General features: G+C 61.0%; 23 protein-coding genes. 21 read left to right on the top strand and 2 right to left on the bottom strand.

Annotated features, from left to right (window positions below; translation table 11 throughout):
- Positions 1-144: 144 nt before the first annotated feature.
- A complete protein-coding gene (locus VSR34_RS25785; RefSeq protein ID WP_025527884.1) occupies positions 145-315 on the top strand; it encodes a rubredoxin in 171 nt (56 codons plus the stop codon).
- Between the two features lie 114 nt (positions 316-429).
- On the opposite strand, the gene VSR34_RS25780 is transcribed toward VSR34_RS25785, so the two are convergent.
- Positions 430-630 (bottom strand): hypothetical protein, encoded by a 201-nt coding sequence (locus tag VSR34_RS25780; RefSeq protein WP_342963933.1) that lies wholly within the window; start codon positions 628-630, stop codon positions 430-432.
- Between VSR34_RS25780 and VSR34_RS25775 the strand changes: the two genes are divergently transcribed.
- The 6 genes from VSR34_RS25775 (at position 615) to VSR34_RS25750 (ending at position 6687) form a co-directional block, all read left to right on the top strand.
- Positions 615-2108 (top strand): hypothetical protein, encoded by a 1494-nt coding sequence (locus VSR34_RS25775; RefSeq protein ID WP_342963932.1) that lies wholly within the window; start codon positions 615-617, stop codon positions 2106-2108. The genes VSR34_RS25780 and VSR34_RS25775 overlap by 16 nt on opposite strands.
- A gap of 239 nt (positions 2109-2347) precedes the next feature.
- A complete protein-coding gene (locus VSR34_RS25770; protein WP_028213166.1) occupies positions 2348-2926 on the top strand; it encodes a YqgE/AlgH family protein in 579 nt (192 codons plus the stop codon).
- Complete coding sequence (gene ruvX / locus VSR34_RS25765; RefSeq protein ID WP_342963931.1) at positions 2923-3357, top strand: Holliday junction resolvase RuvX; 435 nt, start codon at positions 2923-2925, stop codon at positions 3355-3357. The genes VSR34_RS25770 and ruvX overlap by 4 nt, the downstream gene beginning before the upstream one ends.
- 152 nt (positions 3358-3509) lie before the next feature.
- A complete protein-coding gene (locus tag VSR34_RS25760; RefSeq protein WP_342963930.1) occupies positions 3510-4529 on the top strand; it encodes an aspartate carbamoyltransferase catalytic subunit in 1020 nt (339 codons plus the stop codon).
- Between the two features lie 39 nt (positions 4530-4568).
- A complete protein-coding gene (locus VSR34_RS25755; RefSeq protein WP_342963929.1) occupies positions 4569-5858 on the top strand; it encodes a dihydroorotase in 1290 nt (429 codons plus the stop codon).
- Between the two features lie 55 nt (positions 5859-5913).
- On the top strand, positions 5914-6687 hold the full coding sequence (locus tag VSR34_RS25750) for a lysophospholipid acyltransferase family protein (protein WP_342963928.1): 774 nt from the start codon (positions 5914-5916) through the stop codon (positions 6685-6687).
- A 37-nt stretch (positions 6688-6724) separates the two neighbouring features.
- Here the strand turns inward: VSR34_RS25750 and VSR34_RS25745 are convergent, their stop codons facing one another.
- Entirely contained in the window at positions 6725-7564 is an 840-nt protein-coding gene (locus VSR34_RS25745; RefSeq protein ID WP_342963927.1) for a symmetrical bis(5'-nucleosyl)-tetraphosphatase, read from the bottom strand.
- Positions 7565-7934: 370 nt separating this feature from the next.
- Between VSR34_RS25745 and rfbB the strand changes: the two genes are divergently transcribed.
- The 14 genes from rfbB (at position 7935) to VSR34_RS25675 (ending at position 26102) form a co-directional block, all read left to right on the top strand.
- Positions 7935-8996 carry a dTDP-glucose 4,6-dehydratase gene (gene rfbB, locus VSR34_RS25740; protein WP_342963926.1) on the top strand — a complete coding sequence of 354 codons (1062 nt, stop codon included), beginning with the start codon at positions 7935-7937 and terminating at the stop codon, positions 8994-8996.
- Positions 8997-9007: 11 nt separating this feature from the next.
- On the top strand, positions 9008-9901 hold the full coding sequence (gene rfbA, locus VSR34_RS25735; protein WP_342963925.1) for a glucose-1-phosphate thymidylyltransferase RfbA: 894 nt from the start codon (positions 9008-9010) through the stop codon (positions 9899-9901).
- Positions 9886-10437, top strand: coding sequence for a dTDP-4-dehydrorhamnose 3,5-epimerase (gene rfbC / locus VSR34_RS25730; protein WP_028213173.1), 552 nt, complete (start codon positions 9886-9888; stop codon positions 10435-10437). The genes rfbA and rfbC overlap by 16 nt, the downstream gene beginning before the upstream one ends.
- Positions 10438-10444: 7 nt before the next feature.
- Entirely contained in the window at positions 10445-11329 is an 885-nt protein-coding gene (rfbD, locus tag VSR34_RS25725; protein WP_342963980.1) for a dTDP-4-dehydrorhamnose reductase, read from the top strand.
- A gap of 65 nt (positions 11330-11394) precedes the next feature.
- On the top strand, positions 11395-12594 hold the full coding sequence (locus VSR34_RS25720) for a sulfotransferase family 2 domain-containing protein (protein WP_342963924.1): 1200 nt from the start codon (positions 11395-11397) through the stop codon (positions 12592-12594).
- A gap of 212 nt (positions 12595-12806) precedes the next feature.
- Positions 12807-14252, top strand: a complete 1446-nt coding sequence (locus tag VSR34_RS25715; protein WP_342963979.1) for a mannose-1-phosphate guanylyltransferase/mannose-6-phosphate isomerase — start codon at positions 12807-12809, stop codon at positions 14250-14252.
- Positions 14252-15046 carry an ABC transporter permease gene (locus VSR34_RS25710; RefSeq protein ID WP_342963923.1) on the top strand — a complete coding sequence of 265 codons (795 nt, stop codon included), beginning with the start codon at positions 14252-14254 and terminating at the stop codon, positions 15044-15046. Before VSR34_RS25715 ends, VSR34_RS25710 begins: the two co-directional genes overlap by 1 nt.
- On the top strand, positions 15046-16266 hold the full coding sequence (locus VSR34_RS25705) for an ABC transporter ATP-binding protein (protein ID WP_342963922.1): 1221 nt from the start codon (positions 15046-15048) through the stop codon (positions 16264-16266). The genes VSR34_RS25710 and VSR34_RS25705 overlap by 1 nt, the downstream gene beginning before the upstream one ends.
- A complete protein-coding gene (locus VSR34_RS25700; protein ID WP_342963921.1) occupies positions 16266-17750 on the top strand; it encodes a methyltransferase domain-containing protein in 1485 nt (494 codons plus the stop codon). The genes VSR34_RS25705 and VSR34_RS25700 overlap by 1 nt, the downstream gene beginning before the upstream one ends.
- A complete protein-coding gene (locus VSR34_RS25695) occupies positions 17750-21460 on the top strand; it encodes a glycosyltransferase (protein ID WP_342963920.1) in 3711 nt (1236 codons plus the stop codon). The genes VSR34_RS25700 and VSR34_RS25695 overlap by 1 nt, the downstream gene beginning before the upstream one ends.
- Positions 21461-21474: 14 nt before the next feature.
- Positions 21475-22509 carry a GDP-mannose 4,6-dehydratase gene (gene gmd, locus VSR34_RS25690; protein WP_342963919.1) on the top strand — a complete coding sequence of 345 codons (1035 nt, stop codon included), beginning with the start codon at positions 21475-21477 and terminating at the stop codon, positions 22507-22509.
- 148 nt (positions 22510-22657) lie between these two features.
- Positions 22658-23812: a glycosyltransferase family 1 protein gene (locus tag VSR34_RS25685; RefSeq protein WP_342963918.1), complete on the top strand. Its 1155-nt coding sequence runs from the start codon at positions 22658-22660 to the stop codon at positions 23810-23812.
- Positions 23800-24915: a glycosyltransferase family 1 protein gene (locus tag VSR34_RS25680; RefSeq protein ID WP_342963917.1), complete on the top strand. Its 1116-nt coding sequence runs from the start codon at positions 23800-23802 to the stop codon at positions 24913-24915. Before VSR34_RS25685 ends, VSR34_RS25680 begins: the two co-directional genes overlap by 13 nt.
- Positions 24912-26102, top strand: coding sequence for a glycosyltransferase (locus VSR34_RS25675; protein WP_342963916.1), 1191 nt, complete (start codon positions 24912-24914; stop codon positions 26100-26102). Before VSR34_RS25680 ends, VSR34_RS25675 begins: the two co-directional genes overlap by 4 nt.
- Positions 26103-26313: the final 211 nt, after the last annotated feature.

Raw genomic sequence — 26313 nt, 5'->3', positions numbered from 1 at the left:
CCGGTCTCACTTGATCTTTTGCAGGCCAGGTCTCCTCTTGCTAGGCATGGAAACGGCAACAAGGTACCATCATGGCTCTCGATTTCCCCGAGTTTTCTCCGATTTTTTCCCGATTGGTTTCGGACTTTTCGACGCGGCATAAGAATGGAATATAGAAGCTGGATGTGCCTGATCTGCGGCTGGATTTACGACGAAGAAGCCGGTTTGCCAGAGGAAGGCATTGCGCCGGGCACGCGCTGGGAGGATGTCCCGATCAACTGGACCTGCCCCGAGTGCGGCGCGCGCAAGGAAGACTTCGAGATGGTCCAGATCTGAGGCCGCGCTAGCATCGGCTGGCGCGCCTCGGGGGCCGGCGCGCGGTCTGATGGCAGTTTCCTGAAGGATCGTGGGCGGAAATGGCGGTGCGGGCAAGGCGGGTACCGCAATTGCTCACGCCGCGAGCGGCCGCGCAGTCGGGCTGCGCTCCAGCGTTGCACCCGTCGTCGCTTTCGAGTCGCTGTCGTTGGTGTTTTCGTCGGTGTCGCTGTTGTCGATCCATCCGTCGACGCTGTTGTCGCGCTGTTGTCGATCTCCCCCGATCTGGTCGGCCCGCAAATTGTTCCCGGCGCTGCCCCATGAGCCTTCGTTCAACCACTGTTGTGCGGTTCGAAGCGTTGCCCAATCCGCGCGGCGGCCAGGTGCCGTTCGCGCACGGTGCGCTCGCCCAGGCGCTTGCCGCCCTAGACGACCAGCGCGACGTCGCCCGGCCGCTGCGCCAGGCGGCCCGCACGCTGCACGACGCCGGCTGGCTCGCGGCCGCGCGCTTTGCCGACACGCTGCTCGTTGCATCGCCACTCGCGTTGGCGGCGCCCGTTGCAGTCGAGCCGCCGCCCGGCATGCCGGCGCGCCCGCTCCATGCGCCCGAGGAGCCGGAGGGGGCCGCAATTCGCCCACTGTTCCGCGAGGCGCTAGGAGCGCTCAGCGGGGCGCTGGAGCGGCGCAATCTGCGCGAGCAGGCGTGCTCGCCTGCGCTTTTCGCGCAGCAGCACGCGCTCGTGGCCGCGCTTGCGGAGCACGTCCCGGGCATTACGCTGGCCTACGAGGACGTGGCGCTGCAAGGCCGGCCGCTCGCGCCCGCCACACTGCATCCGCAGCCGGCGCAGCGCTTTGGCCAGGTGCGAGCGCGTTACGAAGAAGCGCTTTTGCATGCGCTCAAATCGCGCCTCGGCAATGCCAGCCGCGCGGCCAATGCGCTCGCGCTCGCGGCGTTCGACGAGATGGACGCCTGCATGGCCGAACTCTCGAGTTCCGATCCCTACGACTTCTGGCGGCTTGCCGCGGCGTGCGGACGAACGCTGCGCCGCGGCGTGGCGTCATGGGGCGATGAAGAAGTGCGGCGCCTCTACGCGCGCTGCAATCTGCTGATCGGCGAGCATGCGCGCGGCCTGCGCTTCGCGCCGCAAACGCTCGTGCGCTCGACGCTGGCCTTGCTCTGGCGCGACTACGCGCTGTTCGGGGCCGCCGCGGAAGACACCGCCGATGTCGAACTGCTCCACGATCACGGATTGACCGTGGAATGGCATGTTGCCGGCACACAGGCGTCCGAGGCGCTCTGGGAAGCCGGCAGCGAGCAGGCGGTCGCCCTTGCGGCGCGGGTGGCGCCCACGCGCGAGCTCGGCGCGCTGGTGGTGAACGGCAACGCGTATGAAGATTTTCTGCAGACCGCCGATGCGTCGATGGTCGCGCTCGGCACGCACTCGCGCACGCTCGCGTTGCGCGGCGAGGGCGCGATCGCCGAGCCCGCCGAAGCGCTCGTCGCGGCTGAGGCGGCATACCGCATCGGTGCCGCCGCGTGGGCGCTCGGTCTCGGGCATGTCGGTCAGCTTGCCGACGCGCTAGGCCTCGCCTGGCGCCGCACCGCACACGCCGCGACGCTCGCGTCGCCCGCCGCGCGGGGCGCGCCGTCCATCACGCCGCCCGGCGCCGAGGCAATCGAGTACGCGAGCGAGGCGCTGCGGGCGATGCTGCACAAGGTCGCAGCGGGCGTTGCGCAGCCCGACGCGACGCCCGCGGTGCGCGCGCTGGCGGCGGCGATCACTGTCAGCGCCGTGCAAGGTGTGGCGCACTGAATACATTTGAGCTTCGAATCCGCGCGCCGGGCGCGCGGACGGTGCCGCGGTTGCGCCGGGCATCGCGCTTGCAACGCTGCCGATTGCCTTGCGGGGGCATCGTTCGCGCGTGGTAGAGTGAGCCATTCATGCAATGCGCAACGCGCAGCGTCTGGCAAGGGCGAGGCAGCCATCGGGCGCCCGCCGTTTGGCCGGTCAGCGCGCCGCCATTGCGCATCGTCTTTGCTAGAATTCAAACCATGTCCAAGAGTAACGATCGCATCAATCTGACCAACCAGTTCCTGATCGCCATGCCGAACATGGCGGATCCCACGTTTTCAGGAACGGTGGTCTACCTTTGCGATCATTCGGAGCGCGGTGCGCTCGGCCTCGTCATCAATCGGCCGACCGACATCGATCTGGAGGCGCTCTTTTCCCGCATCGACCTCAAGCTCGAAATCGAGCCGCTCCTGCATGTGCCCGTGTATTTCGGCGGCCCCGTGCAGACCGAGCGCGGCTTCGTGCTGCATGCACCCGCCCAGGGCACGAGCTATACGTCTTCCATGACGGTGCCGGGCGGGCTCGAGATGACTACCTCCAAGGACGTGCTCGAAGCCGTCGCCAACGGCAACGGCCCCGAACGCTTCCTGCTCACGCTCGGCCATGCCGGCTGGGGTGCGGGCCAGCTCGAGGACGAAATCTCGAAGAACGGCTGGCTCACGGTCGAAGCCGACCCGAAGATCGTTTTCGACGTGCCCGCCGAAGAGCGCTTCGAGGCGGCGCTCGCGCTGCTCGGCATTTCTTCGTCGATGCTCTCCGGCGAGGCGGGCCACGCATGAGCGTGGCTGTTGGGCGAGGGGCCGGCGAGGCCACCTTGCTTGCGTTCGATTACGGCGAGAAGCGCATCGGCGTGGCGCTCGGCAACGCGCTCACGCGCAGCGCCCGGGCGCTCACCGTCATTCCCAACAAGAGTCGCGATTATCGCTTCGAGGCGATCGGCGTGCTGCTGCGCGAGTGGCAGCCCGATCTGCTCGTGGTCGGCCTGCCGTGCCATCCTGACGGCACGCCGCACACCATGACGCAGCAGGCCAGGCGCTTCGGCAACCAGCTCAATGGCCGCTTCAATCTGCCGGTCGTGTGGGTGGACGAGCGCTATTCCTCAGTCGACGCCGAAGCGCGGCTGCGCGAGCGCGGTGCACGTGCCGAGCATGTGGACGCCGAAGCGGCCTCCGTGATTCTCCAGCAGTATTTCGACGAACTTCCGCTCTGACTTTCCCTCGAGTTGGCCGCGCATCGACCCATGAACGCCCCCGACGCTGAAAGGCTCTACTGCGCCCTGCTCGATGGCAGCGGTAGCGGCAGCGACGCATGCGCCCGGTGCGTCCCGCGTCGACACCGTCCATCACATCCAGAATTCACCCGATGAACAAACAGCCCATGCCCGCAGCGTCCCCAGCGGACGACAAGCGATTTCGATACGGCTTCCTGAAGGGCAATCCGCAGCTCACGAAGAACGGCGAACTCAAGCATCTCCTGTCGATCGAGGGCCTCTCGCGCTCGATCCTCACCCACGTTCTCGACACGGCCACGCAGTTCGTGAGCGTGACGGACGGCGACGTTAAGAAGGTGCCGCTGTTGCACGGCAAGTCGGTGTTCAACCTGTTCTTCGAGAACTCCACGCGCACGCGCACCACGTTCGAGATCGCGGCCAAGCGTCTTTCGGCCGACGTGCTCAACCTGAACATCAACGCTTCATCGACGAGCAAGGGCGAGTCGCTGCTCGACACCATCGGCAACCTTTCGGCGATGCACGCCGATATGTTCGTCGTGCGCCACGCGTCGAGCGGCGCGCCGTACCTGATCGCCGAGCACTGCGCGCCGCACGTGCACGTGATCAACGCCGGTGACGGCCGCCACGCGCACCCGACGCAGGGCCTGCTCGACATGTACACGATCCGCCACTACAAGCGCGACTTCACGAACCTGCGCGTGGCGATAGTCGGCGACATCCTGCATTCGCGTGTGGCGCGCTCGGACATTCATGCGCTGACCACGCTCGGCGTGCCCGAGGTGCGCGCGATCGGCCCTCGTACGCTGCTGCCAGGCGGCCTGGAGCAGATGGGCGTGCGCGTGTTCCATAACCTCGACGAAGGGCTCAAGGACGTCGACGTCATCATCATGCTGCGTCTGCAGAACGAGCGCATGAGCGGCGCGCTGCTGCCTTCGGCGCAGGAGTATTTCAAGAGCTGGGGCTTGACGCCCGAGCGCCTTGCGCTCGCCGCGCCCGACGCGATCGTCATGCATCCGGGGCCGATGAACCGCGGCGTCGAGATCGACTCGCAGGTCGCGGACGGCCCGCAGTCGGTGATCCTCGACCAGGTGAGCTTCGGCATTGCGGTGCGCATGGCGGTGATGGGTATCGTCGCCGGAAATAACGACTGAAGCAGACGATTGAAGCGGCGATAACAACCAAGGCAGCGCATGAAGATCCATATTCAACGCGGCACGCTGATCGATCCGGCGGCCGGCACCGAAGAGCAGCACGACGTGTATATCGAAGCGGGCAAGATCGCCGCGATCGGTGCGCCGCCCGCGGGCTACCAGGCAGACAGAACGCTCGACGCGCGCGGGCTCATGGTCGCGCCGGGTCTCGTGGACCTCAGCGCGCGGCTGCGCGAGCCGGGCTACGAGCACAAGGCCACGCTCGATTCGGAGATGAGCGCGGCGCTCGCGGGCGGCGTGACGGCCCTCGTGTGCCCGCCCGACACCGATCCCGTGCTCGACGAAGCAGGGCTCGTCGAGATGCTCAAGTACCGCGCGGGCAAGCTCGCGCGTGCGCACGTGCATCCCCTCGGCGCGCTCACGGTGGGCCTGCAGGGGCAGGTGATCACGGAGATGGTGTCGCTGACCGAGGCGGGTTGCATCGGCTTCACGCAGGCCGACGCGCCGATTACCGATACCCAGGTCCTGCTGCGCGCGCTGCAGTATGCGAGCACCTATGGATACGCCGTGTGGCTGCGGCCGCAGGACGCCTGGCTCTCGAAGGGCGGCGTGGCCGCGAGCGGCGCGCTGGCGTCGCGCCTTGGCCTCTCGGGCGTGCCGGTGAGCGCGGAGACGATCGCGCTTAATACGCTTTTTGAGCTGATGCGCGTGACGGGCGCGCGAGTGCACGTGCAGCATCTATCGTCGGCGGCGGGCGTGGCGCTCGTGCGCGCCGCGAAGGCCGAGGGTCTGCCCGTGACCTGCGACGTGACCGCCAACCACCTACATCTGATCGACATGGACATCGGCTATTTCGACGCGCAGTTCCGGCTCGATCCGCCGCTGCGCCAGCAGCGCGATCGCGAGGCGCTTCGCGCGGGCCTTGCCGACGGCACGATCGACGCGATCTGCTCGCAGCACACGCCCGTGGACGACGACGAAAAGCTCCTGCCTTTCGCCGAAGCGACGCCGGGGGCGACGGGCCTCGAACTGTTCCTCTCGCTCACGGTGAAATGGGCGCAGGAAGCGCGCGTGCCGCTCGCGAAGGCGCTCGCCCATGTGACGTCGGCGCCGGCCGCGGTGATGCAGCGCGAGGCGGGGCGCATCGCCGTGGGCGCGAGCGCGGACCTCTGCGTGTTCGATCCCCATGCGCATTGGCGCGTCGAACCGAGCGCGCTGAAAAGCCAGGGACACAACACGCCGTTCCTCGGCTACGAACTTCCCGCTGTGGTGCGCGCGACGCTCGTGGCGGGGCGGGTGGGGTACGAGCGTGGCTTCGAGCGTGCGTGACAGATTTGTGTCATGTGTGTCTGCTAGCATCGTGCGATTCAGCTATTCGTAGACCATGAGCCTTTTCATCCGCAAGACCCGTCTGCTCGCGCATATGCTGCGCGGCGCCTGCATCGTGGCGCTGCGCTTTCCGCGTGCCAGCGCCGATCAGCGCCACGCCATGAACCGTGCATGGTCGCTCAAGATGCTCGAACTGTGCGGCCTGAAGCTCGTCGTGCACAACGACTCGGCACGGCTCGACTCGGGCGCGCTCGTCGTGAGCAATCACATTTCGTGGATCGACATCTACGTGATCAACGCGTGGCGGCCCACGCCGTTCGTCTCGAAGGCGGAGATCCGCAACTGGCCGCTGATCGGCTGGTTCGCGCAGAGCCTCGATACGGTGTTCGTCGAGCGCGAGAAGCGCAGCGACGCGAAGCGCATCATGCACGAACTGGCCGATCGCCTCACGCGCGGTGAACTGATGTGCGTGTTTCCTGAAGGCACGACGACGGACGGCCGCGCGCTCAAGCCGTTTCACGCGAACATGTTCCAGGCGGCGGTATCGGCTGGAAGGCCTGTGCAGCCGCTGTGCATTTTGTATGAGGATGCGCAAGGGCGGCAGTCGGTGGCGCCGGCGTATATCGACGACGTGTCGCTCAAGCAGTCGCTCGACGCGATGCTAAAGGCCGGGCCGCTGACCGCGCATGTCTATGTGGGCGAGGCGATCGAGGCTGGGGACGATCGGCGCAAGCTGGCGGCGCGTGCGCAGGAAGCGGTCGGGCAGGCGCTGGAGGTGATGCGGGGTGAGGGGGCGTCGTCCCGGGAGGCAGTAGCACAGGCGACATGACGCCAGGCGGGCCGCGTCTGCGCGCCCGCGAGTGGCGCTAGCCGTTCGTTGCGCGACAGCTTTCGCAAGGCACTTGCGTGAGGATGCGCTCCTGCGGGTCGGAGACGAGGTGCACTGCGGAGAGTTGCTCGCCCCAAACGCAGCCCGAGTCGAGCCCGATCAGGTTCTTGCGCAACGTGAGGCCAAGCGCGGCCCAATGACCGAACACGATGGTGACGTCTTCCGTTTTGCGGCCGGGCACGTCGAACCAGGGCATGTAGCCCGGCGGCGCGGAATCGAGGCCGCCGCTCGTGCTGAAGTCCATCATGCCGTCGCGATTGCAAAAGCGCACGCGCGTGAGCGCGCTGCAGGTCACGCGCAGCCGGTCGATGCCCTTCAGGTCTTTGGACCAGCGGTTCGGCTCGTTGCCATAGAGGCCCGCCAGCGTCTCTCGCCAGTTGTCGCGGCGCAACGCCTTTTCGAGTTCGTGCGCGAGTTCCATCGTGAGATCGACGTCCCATTGGGGCAGCACGCCCGCATGCACCATCAGCATGCCGTTGTCGTAGTGCGCGATCGGGCGGTGACGCACCCAGTGCAGCAAGTCCTCGGCGTCGGGCGCGTTCAGGATGTCGTCGATGGTGTCGTCTTTCTTCGACTTGCGAATGCCTGCCGACACCGACAGCAGATGCAGGTCGTGATTGCCCAGCACCGCCACGCCGCGATCGCCGAGTTCGATTACCTCGCGCAGCGTCTCCAGCGACGCCGGACCGCGATTGATCAGGTCACCCGCGAACCAGAGCGGCGTGTCCGGCGAGGGCGCGGCCTTGGCGAGCAGCTCGCGAAAAGGGGAGAGGCAACCCTGAAGGTCGCCGAAAGCGAGAGGGGCGAGATGCGGCATCGTTGGGTTGGGATGGATTGCAGTGCGGCGTGGAACAAGAGCCTGTGACGGTATCACAGGAATAGCATCGACGCGCGATCGCGGAAATGTGATGAAAATTCTTTAAAGCTCGAGCGGTCTGACCCCAGCATGGCATGAAATATGCGGTCCAACGATTTTGTCAAGCTGTTTCAAGATGTTAGGGGGGTGGCGTTCGCGCTGGCGATCCTTATAATCTCTACGGATAAAATGAGAGCCAGAATATGCGGCGTGGATCTTTGAAAAAATTTGTCGCGTAACTGCCCACGCTGATCTCGCGTGCAACCTTCGTCGAAGCGTCTGGCGCTGGGATCTCAACAGTGAGTTTCACCACGCGCTAAACAGGAGTTCCATGATTCTGGTTACGGGCGGCGCCGGCTTTATCGGTGCCAATTTTGTGCTTGACTGGCTGCGTCAATCAGACGAAGCCGTGTTGAATGTCGACAAGCTGACCTACGCGGGCAATCTTGGGACGCTGAAATCGCTGCGCGATGACCCGAAGCATGTGTTCGCGCGCGTGGACATCTGCGACCGTGCAGCGCTGGATGCGCTCTTCGCCGAGCACAAGCCGCGCGCGGTGTTGCATTTCGCTGCCGAGAGTCACGTTGATCGTTCGATCCACGGTCCGGCCGACTTCGTTCAGACGAATGTCGTGGGTACCTTTACATTGCTCGAGGCGGCACGCCAGCACTGGAGCGCTCTACCCGAAGATGAAAAGGCCAGGTTCCGTTTCCTGCACGTCTCGACGGACGAGGTGTTCGGTTCGCTTTCCGCCACGGATCCGCAATTCTCCGAAAGCACGCCGTACGCCCCCAACAGCCCGTACTCGGCGACCAAGGCCGGTTCCGACCATCTCGTGCGCGCATACCATCACACGTATGGCTTGCCTACGCTGACGACGAACTGCTCGAACAACTACGGCCCGTACCAGTTTCCGGAAAAACTCATTCCGCTGATGATTGCCAATGCGCTGGCCGGCAAGTCGTTGCCGGTATACGGCGACGGCCAGAACGTGCGCGACTGGCTCTACGTGGGCGATCATTGCAGCGCGATCCGTGAAGTGCTCGCCCGCGGCAAGGTTGGCGAAACCTATAACGTCGGCGGCTGGAACGAGAAGAAGAATCTCGAAGTCGTGCACACCCTGTGCGACCTGCTAGACGAATTGCGCCCGAAGCCAGTCGGCTCGTACCGCGATCAGATCGCGTATGTGACGGATCGTCCCGGTCACGATCGCCGTTATGCGATCGATGCACGCAAGCTCGAGCGCGAACTCGGCTGGAAGCCCGCCGAGACGTTCGAAACCGGGCTTGCGAAGACTGTCCGCTGGTATCTCGACAATCAGGCCTGGGTGGAAGACGTCGTGTCTGGCGACTACCGCAAGTGGGTCGAGACGAATTATGCGAAGCGCGGGTGAGGGACAAGGCGATGGCACGTAAAGGCATCATTCTCGCGGGCGGCTCCGGAACGCGGCTGTATCCGATCACGCACGTCGTGTCGAAACAGCTGCTGCCGGTGTACGACAAACCGATGATCTACTATCCGCTGTCGACGATGATGATGGCGGGCATTCGTGACGTGCTGATCATCTCGACACCGCAGGACACGCCGCGTTTCGAGGCGATGCTCGGTGACGGCGGCCAGTGGGGCATGAACATCCAGTATGCAGTGCAGCCCTCGCCCGACGGACTCGCCCAGGCGTTCATCATCGGCAAGGATTTCGTCGGCAACGATCCCTCTGCGCTCATCCTTGGCGACAACATCTTCTACGGTCACGACCTCGCAAAGCAGCTCGAGCGCGCCTGCGCGCAAGAGACCGGCGCGACGGTGTTCGCCTATCACGTGCACGATCCCGAGCGTTATGGCGTCGTCGAATTCGATCAATCGTTCCGTGCGCTGTCGATCGAAGAAAAGCCCGCAAAGCCGCGCTCGAACTATGCGGTCACAGGGCTGTACTTCTACGACAATCGCGTGTGCGACATCGCGGCCGACATCAAGCCGTCGGCGCGCGGCGAGCTCGAAATTACCGATGTGAACTCGCGCTATCTCGCCGACGGCACACTCGATGTGGAGATCATGGGGCGTGGGTATGCCTGGCTCGATACCGGCACACACGATTCGCTGATCGAGGCGGCGACGTTCATCGCCACGCTGCAGAAGCGCCAGGGCCTCGTGGTCGCCTGTCCCGAAGAGATCGCCTATCGCAGGCAATGGATCGATGCAGAGCAGGTGCTGAAGCTTGCAAAACCGCTGGCGAAGAACAGCTACGGACAGTACCTCCAGAACATTCTCACCAATCAGGTCGCATGGCTATCCAGGTAACGGCTACGGCATTGCCCGAAGTCAAGATCATCGAGCCGAAGGTGTTCGGCGACGCGCGCGGGTTCTTTTACGAGAGCTTCAACGCGCGCGAGTTTGCCGAGCACGTGGAGAAGGGTGTCGAGTTCGTACAGGACAATCACTCGCGTTCATCGAGGGGGGTGCTGCGCGGACTGCATTATCAGATCGCTCATGCGCAGGGAAAACTCGTGCGCGTGGTCGAGGGTGAAGTGTTTGACGTGGTGGTCGACATTCGCAAAAGCTCGCCGCGTTTCGGCAAGTGGGTCGGCGTGAACCTGTCGGTCGACAATCACCGGCAATTATGGGTGCCGCCCGGATTTGCACACGGCTTTCTCGTGTTGTCGGAGTCCGCGCAGTTTCTGTACAAGACGACCGACTACTGGTATCCGGAGCACGAGCGCACCATCGTCTGGAACGATGCGGAGATCGGGATCGACTGGCCGATAGAGCGCGAACCCTTGCTGGCGGCGAAGGACGCTGCGGGTGTGCGTCTGGGCGTCGCTGAAGTCTACGCTTGAGGCGGATATGAGTCGGGAATTGACGATCCTCGTTACGGGTGTGAACGGCCAGGTTGGGTTCGAATTGTTGCGCTCGCTCCAAGGGCTCGGCCGAGTGGTTCCGTGCGACAGGTCCATGCTCGATTTGTCCGATCTCGAGCGCGTGCGAGCCTTCGTGCGGGAGCTGAAGCCGTCGCTGATCGTGAATCCCGCTGCCTATACAGCGGTGGACAAGGCCGAGACCGATGTCGAGGCTGCGCGACGTTTGAATGTCGACGTGCCGCGCGTTTTCGCGGAAGAGGCCGCGCTTGGCGGCGGCGCACTGATTCACTATTCGACCGATTACGTGTACGACGGTACGAAATCGGGCGCGTACGTTGAATCTGACGCTACGAATCCGCAGAACGTGTACGGGCAAACGAAGCTCGAAGGCGAGCGTGCGATTGCAGCGGCAGGATGCCCTCACTTGATCCTGCGTACGAGCTGGGTGTATGGCCGACGCGGCAAGAATTTCTTGCAAACCATGCTGAAGCTTGGCAGCGAGCGAACGGAATTGCGAGTTGTTGCGGATCAGATTGGCGCGCCGACCTGGGCGAAGACGATTGCCGCCGCTACGTCGCATATCGTCGCACAAGGTGCCGCGGCGAATGACAAGGACTGGTGGGCGCGTCGTTCCGGCGTCTACCATCTGTCGTCGGCCGGCGCCACGTCCTGGCATGGCTTTGCAGAAGCGATATTCGCGACCGCGATGGGTTCGCACGCGCCGACGGTCGTTCCGATTCCCTCGAGCGACTATCCGACGCCAGCGAAGCGGCCGGCAAATTCCAGAATGTCGCTGGACAAGCTGGCCGAGGTGTTCGGTTTGCAGATGCCCGATTGGGGCGATGCGATGCGGCTGTGTTTGGGTGAGTAGCCTGGGAAGCGTGGTTGCGAGCGTTGCGCTCGAAATCTCGAAGTTTTATGAACATGACTAGCTGAATGACGGATCCTCTTTACTACCTCCATATTCCGAAAACGGGGGGAACTTCGCTTATCTCCTTCCTGGACGATCAGTTCGCTCAGGAAGAGATCTGTCCGGCGCAATTGCTCCCGGACCTGTTCGAGCTCCCGCTGGAATCGATGGAGCGGTACAGACTGTTTCGCGGGCATCTTTGGCACGGCTTGGGCTCGTATATTGGGCAAAGCCTGACCTATATCACGATGCTGCGCGATCCGGTGCAGCGCACCGTTTCGTGGTACCTGCATGCTATGCGAGACGAAAACGCGTACAGGCACGAGCAAATGAAAACCGGGCGATGGTCGCTGCTGGATTTCGTTCGGGATGCGGAGACGAACTGGGATATCGTCAATACGCAGACGCTGTTTCTGGCGGCGGACCTTGACTATCAAAAACTGTCTCGCGATCCGGTTGGTTACGGACGCGTGGCCGTCAAGGAATTGGCGGCACGTGGAAACGATCGAAAATTGCTGGACCTCGCGAAAAAAAGGCTTGAATCATTTGCGTTTTTCGGTATCACCGAGCGAATGCGCGATTCAATGAGTCTTCTTGCGCACGAACTGAGGTTTTTTCCGAACTTCTGCGTACCCAGATTGAATACCTCGTCGAATCGATCAGGAATTGACACGTTGTCGGCGGCAGAGGTCGAAGCAATTCGCGAACTGACAGCGCTCGATCAAGAATTGTATGTTTGGGCTTGCCAGCTCTTCGAGGAGCGCATGGGCGAGATGATGAGCTCGCTGTTGATGGAGCGTTATCGATCGGAGGCATCGGTCAAGAAGTCGTGGCTCGAGCCTGTTGCCGAACAAGCCCGAACGCAAATCGGCGTGACCGTGCTTTCGGCGCCGTCGAGCGTGGCTGCCAATGAGCAGTTCTTCGTCCAGGTCGGATTGCGCAACCCGACGCACTACCAGGTTGCCAGTCGAACGCCCAATCCGGTGTACGTTGCCTATCACTGGATAGATGCGGACGATCGCCGGACCGTGGTATTCGACGGAGAGCGAACAAGCCTGCACGGATCGCTGCTGCCGGGCGACGAGCGGGAAATGCAGGCGTTCATCGTGGCGCCATCGAGCAGTGGGCGATATGTTCTGCGGGTGACCCTGGTTCAGGAAGGTGTCGCGTGGTTCGACGACAGCGATTCAAGGGCCTTTAGCGAAGTTGAAGTAATCGTCAGGTAAGTATTTACTTTCAGTCGTGACAGGTCGTTGTCAACCGGGCTTCACGGGCAGGGCGAACATTACGTCCCGTCGCGGGCGGCGGTAGTTCGCCGGATATAATTCGTGCCCAGCCCGGTTTGGCTTGCCGACGTTAAATTGGCGGTTCATCAATATCAATATAAGTGGCGGAGGGGCCTCCTTCGCACGCGGATACTGAATCTGGAGTGAATGTGATGTTAATCCCCGTCATCTTGTCCGGTGGTGCCGGCACCCGACTTTGGCCGGTTTCCCGTGAAGGGCATCCGAAGCCGTTCATGAAGCTCGCCGATGGCGAGAGCCTGCTCCTGAAAACGTACCGTCGCGCGGCGGCGGTGGTCGGCGGCAATGTGCAATCGCAACGCGGCGAGATCCTGACGGTAACCAATCGCGACTACTACTTCATGAGCAAGGACGAGTTCGCCAACGCGAAACTTGGCGAACTGCAGTCCGGCACGTTCATGCTCGAGCCAACAGGCCGAAACACGGCGCCTGCTGTGGCAATGGCGGCGCGTTATGTGGCGGAAAAGTACGGGCGAGATGCGCTGATGCTGGTTCTTGCGGCCGATCATCTGGTTCAGGACCAGGAGGGCTTTGTCGCTTCCGTTGCGAGCGCAGTCGAACTGGCGAATCGGGGCAAACTGGTGACTTTCGGCATCGTACCGACGAGCCCGGACACCGGCTTCGGCTATATCGAGGCAGGCGAGAAAATCGGAGATGGCCGTATTGCGCTGCGCTTCGTCGAAAAGCCGGACGCGGTGAAGGCCGCCGAATACGTTGCTGCGGGCAACTACCTGTGGAACTCGGGGATGTTCTGTTTCAAGGCGGGCGTCATTCTGGACGAGCTGGCTCGTTCTGCCGCTGACGTTGCACAGGCAACGGAGGCATGCTGGGCTGCGTTGCAGGCCAGCATGCCGTCGGCGCAGATGCTCGAAATTCCCGCCGAGTCGTTCCAGGCGGTTCCCGACATTTCGATCGACTACGCGGTGATGGAGCGCTCGTCTAACGTGGCGGTGGTGCCGTCCACCTTCGGTTGGAGCGACATCGGCTCGTGGGGCGCGATTCGCGATCTGGTCGCTCCGGACCAGGACAGTAACCGTGCCGTCGGCGACGCAATCTTCGTCGATACTCACAATACGTACGTGCAAAGCCCGGATCGCCTGGTGGCGGCCGTGGGCGTGGCTGACCTCATGATCATCGATACGCCCGATGCCTTGCTGGTTGCGCATCCTGATCGTGCGCAGGATGTCAAGCAGGTGGTGGCTTGCCTCAAGAAGCAAAATCACGACGCTTACAAACTTCATCGGACCGTTAGCCGTCCGTGGGGCACCTACACGGTGCTGGAAGAAGGCCCCCGCTTCAAGATCAAGCGCATCGAGGTCAAGCCGGGCGCGAGCCTGAGCCTGCAGATGCATCACCATCGCAGCGAGCACTGGATCGTCGTGTGCGGGATGGCGAAGGTCGTCAATGGCGATAAGGAAATCTTCGTTCGCACAAACGAGTCGACTTACATTCCTGCCGGGCACAAGCATCGCCTCGAGAACCCGGGCGTACTGGACCTCGTGATGATCGAGGTTCAGAGCGGGGAGTACCTGGGGGAAGACGACATCGTTCGCTTCCAGGACGTCTACGGGCGGGCTTGATGCAGGGAATGCTACGAGCTCTTTGGGCCTACCGCGGGTTCATTCTGGGAAGCGTCAAGCGGGAGTTTCAGTCCAAATACCGCAACTCGCTGCTGGGTGCGGCATGGACGGTACTCAATCCGCTTGCGATGATCGTCGTCTATACGGTGATTTTTTCCCAGGTGATGCACGCCCGGTTGCCGGGTGTAGATAGCACGTTTGCCTACAGCATCCACTTGTGTGCCGGTGTGCTGCCATGGGGCATGTTCGTCGAGATCGTCAGTCGCGCACAGAATACGTTCATCGAGAACGCCAACTTGCTAAAGAAGTTGAGCTTTCCCCGGCTCTGTCTGCCGGTGATCGTCGTGGTCAATGCGCTGGTCAATTTTGCGATCGTCTTCGGCTTGTTCACCGTCTTCGTGCTTATCACCGGCAATTTCCCCGGGTTGACGTACCTGGCCATCGTTCCCTTGCTGCTGCTGCTGATGCTGTTCGCCATCGGACTCGGCATTACGCTAGGGGTACTGAACGTATTTTTCCGTGACGTCGGACAGTTCTTCGGCATCGCGCTGAATTTCTGGTTCTGGCTGACGCCGATCGTCTATGCCATCAACATTCTGCCCAAGCGCGTCCAGACAGGCATGCAATTCAACCCAATGGCACCATTGATCGAAGCTTTCCAGGTCGTGATGGTTCAAGGCCGTTGGCCGGAATGGCCGCAGTTGTGGCTGGTTACACTATTGGGCGTTCTGCTGTGCCTGGCCGGCTTCAGCTTGTTCCGCAAACATGTGGGCGAAATGGTGGATGAACTCTGATGGGCACCATTACCGTTACCAATCTCGGCAAGGCATACAAGCAATACCCGACGCGCTGGTCGCGCCTTATCGAGTGGATCGACCCGCGCAACAAAATGCATCATACGCCGCACTGGGTGCTGCGGGACGTGAACTTCTCCGTCCGATCCGGCGAGGCGCTCGGCATCATCGGTATCAACGGTGCAGGCAAGAGCACGTTGTTGAAGATGATCGTTGGAACCACGCAGCCGACGATCGGTAGCGTGACCATGACGGGGCGCGTCGCCGCGTTGCTGGAACTGGGGATGGGGTTTCATCCCGACTTCACCGGGCGTCAGAACGTTATGATGGCCGGCCAGCTGCTTGGTCTTGGCGTTGACGAACTTCTCGCGCTGATGCCTGAGATCGAGGCATTCGCGGAAATCGGCGAGTACATCGACCAGCCCGTGCGCGTGTATTCGAGCGGCATGCAGATGCGTCTCGCATTCAGCGTCGCGACCGCCCGCCGCCCGGATGTGCTGATCGTCGACGAAGCGCTTTCGGTCGGCGACGCCTATTTCCAGCACAAGAGCTTCGACCGCATCCGGGAGTTTCGCAAGCAAGGCACGACACTCTTGATCGTGGCGCATGACAAGGCGGCGATTCAGGCAATATGCGATCGTGCAATTCTGCTGAATGCCGGGAGGCTGGAGATCGAGGGGCCCCCCGAAGAGGTCATGGATTACTACAACGCGATGTTGGCTGATCGCGCTAATCACTCCGTCAAGCAGGAAACCTCTGACGACGGAGCGGTGCAGACCATTTCCGGTACGGGCGAGGCCGTGATCGACGAAGTCGCGTTGCTGGACGAGTCCGGTCAACCCATCGAAGTTGTCGGCGTCGGGCAGCCAGTCGCGTTGCGCGTCAAGGTCAAGTGCGTGCATGCGATCCCCGAACTGGTGGTCGGGTACATGATCAAGGACCGCCTTGGGCAGACGGTGTTTGGGACGAATACCTATCACCTGAAGCAGGTGCTGATCGATCTGGCCCAAGGGCAGACGGTGGAGTTGTATTTCGACTTCACGGCCAACATTGGTGTGGGTAGTTATTCGGTCGCTGTGGCGTTGCATACCGGAGATATCCATCTCGCCAACAACTACGAATGGCGTGACCGGGTGTTGATGTTCAACGTCGTCAATATGAAAGTGGAAGATTTTGTCGGCGTAGCCTGGCTACGGACGACGGTGAGGAGTTTGCCGTAGTGGATAGCTTTTATCGTGCGTTTGAAGATCGCCATCGCGGCTCAAGAGATCTGATTAAAGGTCGATTGAGGAAGTACTCGCCGTTCGTTCAACCGCTGGCGGCGTTATACCCAGGGGCGAAGACATTCGATGTCGGCTGTGGCCGCGGCGAGTGGCTTGAGCTCATGGGCGAGGCCGGTTTTGCCGCGACGGGTTTCGATCTCGACGCCGATATGCTCGAAGCCTGCCGGGAGCGAAACCTGTCAGTGTTTCAGGGTGATGCGATCGAGCATCTCGCGACGCTCGAATCAGGTAGCCATGCATTGATTTCGGCCTTTCATGTCGTCGAACACGTGAGTTTCGAGCAATTGAAGAGGCTCGTAACCGAAGCTCTGCGCGTGTTGAAGCCCGGTGGCCTTCTTATTCTCGAGACGCCGAATCCAGAAAACATCTCTGTCGCGACCTGTAACTTCTACGTCGATCCATCGCACCAGAAGCCGGTTCCGCCGCTGTTGCTTTCTTTCGTCGCAGAATATGCGGGGTTTGATCGTGTCAAGGTCGTGCGCCTGCAGGAGCCCGCTGGGCTAAGCGATCCAAAGGCGGAGATTCACTTTCTGAATATCCTCGAAGGCGTGAGCCCGGACTATGCAATTGTCGCGCAAAAGGACGTCGGCTCAACCCATGGCGAATTTGACGCCGCATTCGACGTCGACTACGGACTTACGATCGATGCCTTGGCGCGTCGATATGAAGCACGGCTTGCGACGAGTGTTGCTCTTGTAGAGGCAAGACTGAAGACGGCGGAGGACGCGATGCAGCAATCCGAATATCAGTGGGGCAGGCTGACTGACCGGCTTCATTCGGTGACGGAGCAGTTGCAGATCGCCGAGGAGCAATACCGGCACTTTGAGGAGCGATGCCAACGCTCCGAGGAACGATACCAGCGGTCCGAAGAACGATACCAGCGCTCCGTGGAGCGATACCAGCGCTCCGAGGAACGATACCAGCATTTTGAGGAGCAATATCAGCACTCCCTGGAGCGATACCAGCTTGCCGATGCACAGCGCAAAGAGGTCGAAAGCCGGGTGCTGGAAATGCAAGCACGACTTCAGCAGGCCGAGGCCATGCTTCATCAAGCGCACACACAATTGCACGAGGTCTATGCAAGCACGTCCTGGCGAATTACCAGGCCGGTTCGAATCGTGGGGCTCATGCTAAAAGGGCAAGGGAAATCAGTTGGCAAGATCGCAATTAGGCGCTCCATCCAGCATGCCGCAAAGTTCGGGGAAAGCCATCCCTGGTTCAGGCGGCTCTCCGTATTCGCACTTGATCGGGTTCCCGGCGTCAAGCAACGATTGATTCCCATTGTTGCGGGCTCCGTGCGTCCGTATCCCAATCACGCCCGGCATGCTATGTCGCCAGAGGGATTGAGCCCGCGTGCACAACATGTCCATGCCGCATTGGCTTTTGCGGCGAAGAGCTACAAAAAGAAGGAAGAGGCTTGATGCGGATTGTTATCGATATGCAGGGTGCGCAGAGCACGGGTTCGCGCAATCGAGGCATTGGCCGCTATAGCCAGGCCATTGCCAAAGCGCTGGTGCGCAATCGCAGGGGCCACGAAATTGTTCTGGCACTTAGCGGCTTGTTCCCGGAGACGATCGAACCTGTTCGCGAGGCTTTTGCGGAGCTGCTGCCGTTCGAGAACATTCGGGTCTGGCACGCCGCCGCACCTGTGGCGCATGTCGAGCATTCCAACGATTGGCGGCGGCATACCGCAGAACTGACGTTTGAGTCTTTCCTGTGTGCATTGAAGCCTGACTTCATTTATGTCACAAGCTTGTTCGAAGGGCTTGAAGATGATGCGGTAACCAGCGTCCATCGCTTGCAACACGAAATTCCGGTTGCCGTCACGCTTTATGATCTGATTCCGTATATCAATCCCGACCCGTATCTTCAAAATCCGGTTGTTAAGTCATGGTATCTGCAGAAAATCGGGCATTTGCGCCGGACTGATCTGCTGCTCGGCATTTCGGAGTCCTCGCGACAGGAAGGCATTGCGCATTTGGGGCTATCGGCGGATTGGTCGGTCAATATCGGCACCGATGCCGATGATTCATTTCAGGCCATTGATGTTTCCCCGGAACGGGAATCGGCCTTACGCAAGCAATACGGACTGACGAAACCGTATGTGCTCTACACGGGTGGCATTGATCACCGCAAGAACGTGGAGGGCTTGATTCGAGCCTATGCGCTCCTGCCTGAAGAAGTGCGACGCGGCCACCAGCTGGCGATCGTGTGCTCGGTCCAGCCTGCTAGTCGGCAAGAACTCGAGCGCCTGGCGCAGCAACAAGGCCTAGGTAAAGGGGAGGTCGTGCTCACCGGCTTCGTGCCGGACGAAGATCTGCTGTTTCTTTACAACCTGTGCAAGTTGTTCGTGTTCCCATCGTGGCACGAAGGTTTTGGCTTACCCGCATTGGAGGCTATGCGCTGCGGGGCTCCCGTCATCGGCGCCAATACATCCAGTTTGCCGGAAGTCATCGGTTGGGATGACGCTTTATTCGATCCGCATTCCGACGTGGCCATTGCAGAGGCGATACAGCGTGGCCTGACTGATGCTGTCTTTCGTGAGGCACTCGTGCAGCACGGGAAAGAGCAGTCGCGTCGGTTTTCGTGGGACGAAAGCGCACGGCGTACGATTACGGCCATGGAGCAATGGCATATCCAGGGTAAGCAGCCGGCGTCTCAAAGCGAGTCGCGGCGCCTAAAGCTGGCTTATGTCTCTCCGTTGCCCCCTGCCCGTACGGGCATCGCAGACTATAGTGCAGAGTTGCTGCCCGAACTCGGGCAGTTTTACGACATCGATGTGATCGTTGACCCGGACACTGCAGGAAATCCCCAGTACAACGGGGTGACGGTGAGGTCTCATCAGTGGTTTCTGGAGAATGCCGATCAATATGATCGAGTGGTTTACCACTTTGGTAATTCACCATTCCATCGTTATATGTTCCCGCTCCTGGATGTCATACCTGGAGTGGTGGTTCTGCATGATTTTTTCTTGTCGGCCGTTGTCGCGGATATGGACGTCCAGGGATGGTTTCCGGGCTGCTGGTCGCAGGCGTTGTATGAGAATCACGGCTACGCGGGTTTGGCGGAGCGCCATCAAACAGCGGATACTGCCGATGTCGTCTGGAAGTACCCGTGCAGCTTGGGTGTCATTCAGCAGAGCCTGGGTTTGATTGTCCACTCCGATAATTCGAAACGCCAAGCCATGCGATGGTATGGCGGCGACGTCGAAGACTGGGTCGAGATTCCGCTTATGCGTGCCGTCGATGTCGATATCGACAAGGCTGCCGCGCGCGCAGCACTTGGTATTGGAGAAAATGACTACCTGGTCTGCGCCTTTGGACTGTTGGGCCCAACAAAGCTGAACCTTCAACTGCTGAGGGCTTGGTCTTCTTCGCCGTTGGCGAGGGACTCGACTTGTCATCTGGTTTTTGTTGGCGAGAATGATCCGGCGCAGTATGGGCAGGAGGTGTCTCGCCTGATACGTGAACTCGGTTCGAATGCCAATGTGCGGATTACGGGATGGGCGGATATTTCGGTCTTCCGTCAGTATCTGGCGGCCGCCGATGTCGGTGTGCAGCTCCGAACGCTGTCTAGAGGTGAAACTTCCGCAGCTGTGCTCGATTGTATGAATTACGGTAAGGCTGTCATTGTCAATGCCAATGGCAGCATGGCCGATCTCGACGAGGGCGCCGTCTGGAAATTGCCAGACACGTTTACTGAGCAGCAACTCATAGAAGCTCTCACCACCTTGCGTTCCGATGTCGGGTTGCGTACGAACATGGGGCGTATCGCAAGGCAGATCATTTTGGATCGCCATTCTCCAGCTTTGTGCGCCAAGCAGTATCGGGATGCGATAGAGCGGTTCCATAAGGCGGGATCGTCTCATCCCGGGCTACTGGCGCGCGCGATTGCGACGCAGGCAGGGGCGGCGGATGACGGGCAATTGCAGCAAGCCGCGGCGGCCATGGCCAAGAATGTTACGCCGCGCAATGGCAGGCGGCAGCTTCTGGTGGATATTTCGGTGCTTGTTCAGCACGATGCGAAAACCGGCATCCAGCGCGTGGTCCGCAGCCTGGTCAAAGAATGGTTGACGAATCCGCCCGAGGGTTTCAGGGTAGAACCGGTCTATGCGACAACTACGCAGTCCTATGCCTATGCACGGCGCTTTACGGCGCAGCTGATGGGATTTGAAGATGCGTGGCTGCAAGACGCGCCTATCGACTACGGGCCTGGAGACGTCCTTCTTGGCTTGGACCTGACGGCACATCTCGCGTCTGCGCAACGGATGTTTTACCAGAAGCTCAGGTTTCAGGGTGTGCAAGTCAAGTTTGTCGTGTATGACCTCCTGTGCATATTTCTGCCTCAGTATTTTGCACCCGGCCTCGCTGAAATGTTTGGTGAGTGGCTGGAGGTCGTCGCTGAAAGCGACGGCGCCTTCTGCATTTCCGAGTCAGTCGCGGGCGATCTTGCCAAATGGATGGGGCAACATGCTCCAGAACGCAAATCCCGCTTCGCTATCGACTGGTTCCACTTGGGTGCGGATATTCAAAATTCGATTGCTTCGACGGGAGTCCCTGCCGACGCCCCAGGTCTGCTCGCGAAGCTGCGAAAATCTCCGTCTTTTTTGATGGTCGGGACGCTGGAGCCGCGCAAAGGTCATGCCCAGATCCTGGATGCATTCGAGGAGCTTTGGCGAAAAAATGAACACGTCAACCTCGTCCTGATAGGTAAGCAAGGGTGGTTGGTAGACGATTTGGTCTCGCGGTTGAAGGGACACCGAGCACTCGGCCGTCACTTGTTTTGGCTGGAGGGTGTTAGCGACGAATATCTGGAGAAGATTTACGCCGCGTGCTCATGCCTGATCGCCGCCTCATACGGAGAAGGTTTCGGTCTACCTTTGATCGAGGCAGCTCAACATGGCATTTCTATCATTGCGCGAGACATTCCTGTGTTCCGGGAAGTCGCGGGCAATCATGCTTATTATTTTTCCGCTGAGACTGGCCAGGATCTGGCCGTTGAAATCAAGGCCTGGTTAGAGCTTAAAGACATCGGACGGGCGCCTTCGTCCGAGGGCATGCCTTTCTTGACCTGGGCACAAAGCGCGCAAGCGTTGGCGGAGCTTTTCACAAAAAGCGCATCACATTCGTAAGGAAAGAGCACACTATGAAGACAGCCATTATCACCGGCATCACTGGCCAGGACGGCGCCTATCTTGCGCAACTCCTTCTTGAAAAAGGCTACACCGTTTACGGCACCTACCGCCGCACGAGTTCGGTGAACTTCTGGCGTGTCGAGGAGTTGGGTGTTGCGAAGCACCCCAACCTCCATCTGGTCGAATACGACCTGACGGATCTGTCGTCGAGCATCCGCCTGCTGCAAACTACGGAAGCGACCGAGGTTTACAACCTCGCCGCGCAAAGCTTCGTCGGCGTATCCTTCGACCAGCCTGCCACCACTGCGGAAATCACCGGCATCGGCCCGCTGAACCTGCTGGAGGCCATCCGCATCGTCAACCCGAAAATCCGCTTCTATCAGGCGAGCACGTCCGAAATGTTCGGCAAAGTGCAGGCTATTCCGCAGACCGAGTCGACGCCTTTCTACCCGCGCAGTCCCTATGGTGTCGCGAAGCTTTACGCACACTGGATCACGGTGAATTATCGCGAGAGCTACGACATCTTCGGTTGCAGCGGCATCCTGTTCAATCACGAATCGCCCCTGCGTGGCCGCGAGTTCGTCACGCGCAAGATCACCGACTCCGTCGCCAAGATCAAGCTCGGCCAACTCGACGTGCTTGAACTGGGCAATATCGACGCGAAGCGCGATTGGGGTTTCGCGAAGGAGTACGTCGAAGGCATGTGGCGCATGTTGCAGGCCGATGAGCCGGATACCTACGTCCTCGGGACGAATCGTACGGAGACCGTGCGCGACTTCGTGCGCATGGCGTTCAAGGCAACCGGCGTAGACCTCGAATTCAAGGGCCGTGACGAGAACGAGACCGCGATCGACGCTGCGACCGGCAAGACGCTCGTCAAGATCAACCCGAAGTTTTACCGCCCGGCCGAAGTGGATCTGCTGATCGGCAATCCGGAGAAGGCAAAGAAGCAATTGGGCTGGGAGCCGAAGACCACGCTCGAGCAGTTGTGCGCGATGATGGTCGAGGCCGACTTGCGCCGCAACGAGCGCGGCTTCTCGTTCTGATGTGCCTCGGTCGCCGGCGACGGCTCGCCGGCTGCATGGGCCGTGATTTCGCACGGTCGTTTGCGGCAGCGGGTGAGCCGGCCGCCGAGCAGCTCAAAAAAATAATGCGGGAAGACACGCCGCGCTGGATGCACAACGAGGGGCAGGGGTGAAGGTAGGTTTCGGTACGACGGCATTGGCCCGTAGCATTGCGCACGGCGGGGTGGACGGCATTGGCTCGTACACGCGGGAGCTGGGGCGAGCACTGATTGCCAGGGGCGGGGTCGATCTCGTCCCTGCTGGCTATCGCACGTTCGTCGGCGATGACGTGTTGCCGGGCGCCCTGCCGCCCTTAAATCTCGGTCGTCATGCGGTCATGGCGACGCTGGGCGCTGTGGGCCCGTGGAAGTGCGCGGCCGAGGAGGAGCTTGTCACGGCGCACATCGACGTGTTCCATGCAACGGATCACCTGATTCCAAAGCTGTCTGCGATACCTGTTGTCGCGACATTGATGGACGCGATCCCGTTGTCGAATCCCGAATGGACGACCATGAAGCTGGCCACGCTGCGCCGTTGGCTGTTGCGGCGCTCGGGCGCGTGGGCGGATCATGTGATCACCATCTCCGATTATTCGAAGCGCGCGATTGCCGAACATTTCGACATCGCGCCGGAACGCATCTCCGTCGTGCCCCTTGGTGTGCACCCACGATTTTTTGAACAGATCGACCAGACGGCACGCGACGAAGTGCTGAAGCGGTTGAGCCTGCCCGAGCGGTTCTTTCTGTGCTTAGGGACCTTGCAGCCGCGGAAGAATCTCGAACGGGTCATGGATGCCCACGCCAGTCTGCCGGCCGCTTTGCGCCGCGAAGTACCACTGGTTGTCGTCGGACGGGCCGGGTGGGGGTGTGAAAGCCTTGTCGCCCGCCTGCGAGCGAGCGAAACGGAAGGCAGTGCCCGGTGGTTGCAGTATTTGCCGGACTTCGACGTGCGCGCCGTGATGCAATCGGCCAGCGCGCTGGTGTTCGCATCGCTGGGCGAGGGCTTCGGACTTCCGGTCGTGGAGGCATTCGCGTCGCGTCTGCTGGTGATTGCGTCCAATACCACCTCTGTGCCCGAAGTGGCGGCCGATGCCGCCATTCAGGTCGACCCCTGCAACGCAGGTGAGATCGCCGAGGCGATGCGCCTCGTGATCGAGGGGCCTCGCGAAGCTGACGTGCTCCGCGAAGCGGGGCTGGCGCGAGCGCGCGAGTTGACCTGGGAGGCATGCGCCGCGAAGACTGTGGCGGTCTATCAATCCGTTCTGGATGGTTCATGTCGCTTCTGACTCAATCTGCCTCGAGGCAATGCGGCGTAAAGTTGGGCGTGGATGTCACCTGGATGGTTGGCAACTACCGCGGCATGGGACGATTCGCGCGTCAGCTGATCGAGCCGGTTAATGCGTCCGTGCTGGGTCTCGCACCGAGCGGCGTGACGACGACGGACTGGCCATGCGTCAGCGATGGCCGCGGTTTCTTTCCATGGTGGGAGCAGGTCGAGTTGCCGCGCCTGTGCAAGGCGCAGAAGCTGGATTACCTGCTGTGTCCGTACAACACGGGACCATTGCGATCGACGGGCAGGACGCGCCTCATCTCGGTCATATACGACCTGATCTATCTGCAACCATGGCGAGTGCTGCCTCCGTCGCGATCCCTGTATCAGACGTTCGGGCGCGTGTACAGACGGCATGTCGTGCCACGGCTGGCTCGTCGCGCCGACGTCGTGCTGACCGTGTCCCGATTCACCCAGCGGGAGCTGGTGGATCAGTTCGGACTGTCGGAAGAGGACGTGCGCGTCATTCCGTGTTCGATTCCGGACGACTGGTTCGCACCCCCGCTCAGTCAGGCAGATCGCCAACCCTATCTGTTTACCGTGGCGGGCGAAGTGCCCAGCAAGAACGTCGATCGCCTCCTGCAAGCGTTCGCTTTAGCGCGGCCGACGCTGGACGAGGACGTCAGGTTGCGCATTGCCGGAATTAAATCGGCGCATCACGATCATTTTTTACAGCGGGCAACTGCACTGGGACTTGCGGGTCGTGTCGAACTGCTCGGGTATGTTTCCGACCAGGAGCTGAAGCTGCACTATCGCCAGGCTCGTGCGTTCATCTTTGCTTCGTTGTTCGAAGGGTTCGGCATACCGCTGCTGGAGGCGATGGCGTCGGGTACGCCTGTCGCGTGCAGCAACACGACGTCGATGCCCGAGATCGTGGGTGGGACCGGTCTACATTTCGACCCCTTCTCGGTTGCCGATATGGCCGAGCAGATCAGGAGCATATGCAGCGGTGGTGATACGTTCGAGACGAGGGTCCGCAGCGGAGTGGACCGCGCGCGTCTTTTTTCGGAATCGACCGTCGCTCCGGCGATTCAGCAATTCTGGGATCAGTTGTCGTGACCACAGACAGGAAAAAACTGCTGGTGCTGACGCCCAGACTTCCCTACCCCGTGATCGGCGGCGACAAGCTGAGGATCTATCATCTTTGCAAGGCGTTGTCGCGCCAATATTCGCTGACGCTGCTGAGCCTGTGTGACACGCGCGAAGACATGGACTGCGAACTGCCCGACGACGGCGTATTCGACCGGATCGAGCGAGTCTTCCTTTCGAAGGCGCATTCGTACATCAATACGCTGCTTGCGCTTCCCACGCGTACGCCGTTGCAGGTCGCCTATTACCGGAGTCGGGCATTTGCCGCCGCGGTTGAACGAATGATGCCGTCGCATGACGGCGTACTCGTCCATCTGGTGCGCTGCGCCGAGTATGTCCGCAAGTCGGACAAGCCGCGGGTTCTCGAAATGACCGACGCGATCTCGCTGAACTATAGCCGGGTCAAGCAGCTCAAGAATGCGCGGGGCCTCAAGTCGCATGTGCTCAGTCTCGAGGCGAAACGCCTGGGCGACTACGAGCGCACCATCGTCGACGACTTTGATTTGTCCGTGCTGGTTTCGCAGACGGATAAGGATTATCTGTTTCCCGGCTCGCGCGCCGAGAATGTGATGGTGTGCTCGAATGGGGTCGATCTGTCCGGGTTGCCTTATTCGGTGCGTAGCATGGCAAGTCGGGTGCTGATTTTCATCGGCGACATGCGGACGGTTCAGAACGAGGACATGTGCCACTTTTTTGCGCAAGAGGTGCTGCCGCTGCTGCGCAAGCGTGCGGATTACCGGTTCAGGATCGTGGGCTCGATTTCTCCTGCACTTGCCGAGCGGTTCAGGGCTTATGACGGTGTCGAGGTGACAGGGCGGGTTGCGTTGGTGGCGGATGCGGCCAAGGATGGCGCCATCGGCGTGTGCCCCATGCGAATCGGGGCGGGCGTGCAGAACAAGATTCTTGAGTATATGGCGCTGGGGTTGCCTGTTGTGGCGACTTCGTCCGGACATGAGGGCCTGCATGCCGAGGCTGGGCGAGATCTGGTGATCGCGAATACGCCGGAGGAATTTGTCGTTCGGATCGAATGGCTCGTGGTCAACGAGGCCGCGGCCGTTGAAATGGCGGCGCGTGCAAGAAGGTTCGTCGAGCAGGAGCACGGTTGGGGGCGAATGGTTGACCCGCTTCTTGCGCGGTTAGGAACTCTGCTCGCATGAGATGCGGCGCGCTCATCCTTGATGGACTAGCGCCAGCATCCTGAAATTTGTGAACCTGGTCGTTAGCAACATTGCCAAGTAGGCCGCTAGTCTACCAAGGGCAAAATGGGCGAATCGCATCGAGGCTGCGGGCGTGCTTCGGCACGTCGCACACTGGCAAGCCGGATACATGCATGGGTATTCGGTGTCCCCCAACGGGCAGCCTGGCTTC

Source organism: Paraburkholderia sp. JHI2823 (genome assembly GCF_038900695.1).
Classification (GTDB): Bacteria; Pseudomonadota; Gammaproteobacteria; order Burkholderiales; family Burkholderiaceae; genus Paraburkholderia; species Paraburkholderia mimosarum.
The sequence above is the reverse complement of the archived record's forward strand: the minus strand, read 5'-3'. Positions and strand labels throughout refer to the sequence as shown.

What these genes read in the sequence shown, in the direction of transcription:
- VSR34_RS25785 (WP_025527884.1), top strand. Translation starts at nt 145, where the DNA reads ATGGAATATAGAAGCTGGATGTGCCTGATCTGCGGCTGGATTTACGAC.
- VSR34_RS25775 (WP_342963932.1), top strand. Translation starts at nt 615, where the DNA reads ATGAGCCTTCGTTCAACCACTGTTGTGCGGTTCGAAGCGTTGCCCAAT.
- VSR34_RS25770 (WP_028213166.1), top strand. Translation starts at nt 2,348, where the DNA reads ATGTCCAAGAGTAACGATCGCATCAATCTGACCAACCAGTTCCTGATC.
- ruvX (WP_342963931.1), top strand. Translation starts at nt 2,923, where the DNA reads ATGAGCGTGGCTGTTGGGCGAGGGGCCGGCGAGGCCACCTTGCTTGCG.
- VSR34_RS25760 (WP_342963930.1), top strand. Translation starts at nt 3,510, where the DNA reads ATGAACAAACAGCCCATGCCCGCAGCGTCCCCAGCGGACGACAAGCGA.
- VSR34_RS25755 (WP_342963929.1), top strand. Translation starts at nt 4,569, where the DNA reads ATGAAGATCCATATTCAACGCGGCACGCTGATCGATCCGGCGGCCGGC.
- VSR34_RS25750 (WP_342963928.1), top strand. Translation starts at nt 5,914, where the DNA reads ATGAGCCTTTTCATCCGCAAGACCCGTCTGCTCGCGCATATGCTGCGC.
- VSR34_RS25745 (WP_342963927.1), bottom strand. Translation starts at nt 7,564, where the DNA reads ATGCCGCATCTCGCCCCTCTCGCTTTCGGCGACCTTCAGGGTTGCCTC.
- rfbB (WP_342963926.1), top strand. Translation starts at nt 7,935, where the DNA reads ATGATTCTGGTTACGGGCGGCGCCGGCTTTATCGGTGCCAATTTTGTG.
- rfbA (WP_342963925.1), top strand. Translation starts at nt 9,008, where the DNA reads ATGGCACGTAAAGGCATCATTCTCGCGGGCGGCTCCGGAACGCGGCTG.
- rfbC (WP_028213173.1), top strand. Translation starts at nt 9,886, where the DNA reads ATGGCTATCCAGGTAACGGCTACGGCATTGCCCGAAGTCAAGATCATC.
- rfbD (WP_342963980.1), top strand. Translation starts at nt 10,445, where the DNA reads ATGAGTCGGGAATTGACGATCCTCGTTACGGGTGTGAACGGCCAGGTT.
- VSR34_RS25720 (WP_342963924.1), top strand. Translation starts at nt 11,395, where the DNA reads ATGACGGATCCTCTTTACTACCTCCATATTCCGAAAACGGGGGGAACT.
- VSR34_RS25715 (WP_342963979.1), top strand. Translation starts at nt 12,807, where the DNA reads ATGTTAATCCCCGTCATCTTGTCCGGTGGTGCCGGCACCCGACTTTGG.
- VSR34_RS25710 (WP_342963923.1), top strand. Translation starts at nt 14,252, where the DNA reads ATGCAGGGAATGCTACGAGCTCTTTGGGCCTACCGCGGGTTCATTCTG.
- VSR34_RS25705 (WP_342963922.1), top strand. Translation starts at nt 15,046, where the DNA reads ATGGGCACCATTACCGTTACCAATCTCGGCAAGGCATACAAGCAATAC.
- VSR34_RS25695 (WP_342963920.1), top strand. Translation starts at nt 17,750, where the DNA reads ATGCGGATTGTTATCGATATGCAGGGTGCGCAGAGCACGGGTTCGCGC.
- gmd (WP_342963919.1), top strand. Translation starts at nt 21,475, where the DNA reads ATGAAGACAGCCATTATCACCGGCATCACTGGCCAGGACGGCGCCTAT.
- VSR34_RS25680 (WP_342963917.1), top strand. Translation starts at nt 23,800, where the DNA reads ATGTCGCTTCTGACTCAATCTGCCTCGAGGCAATGCGGCGTAAAGTTG.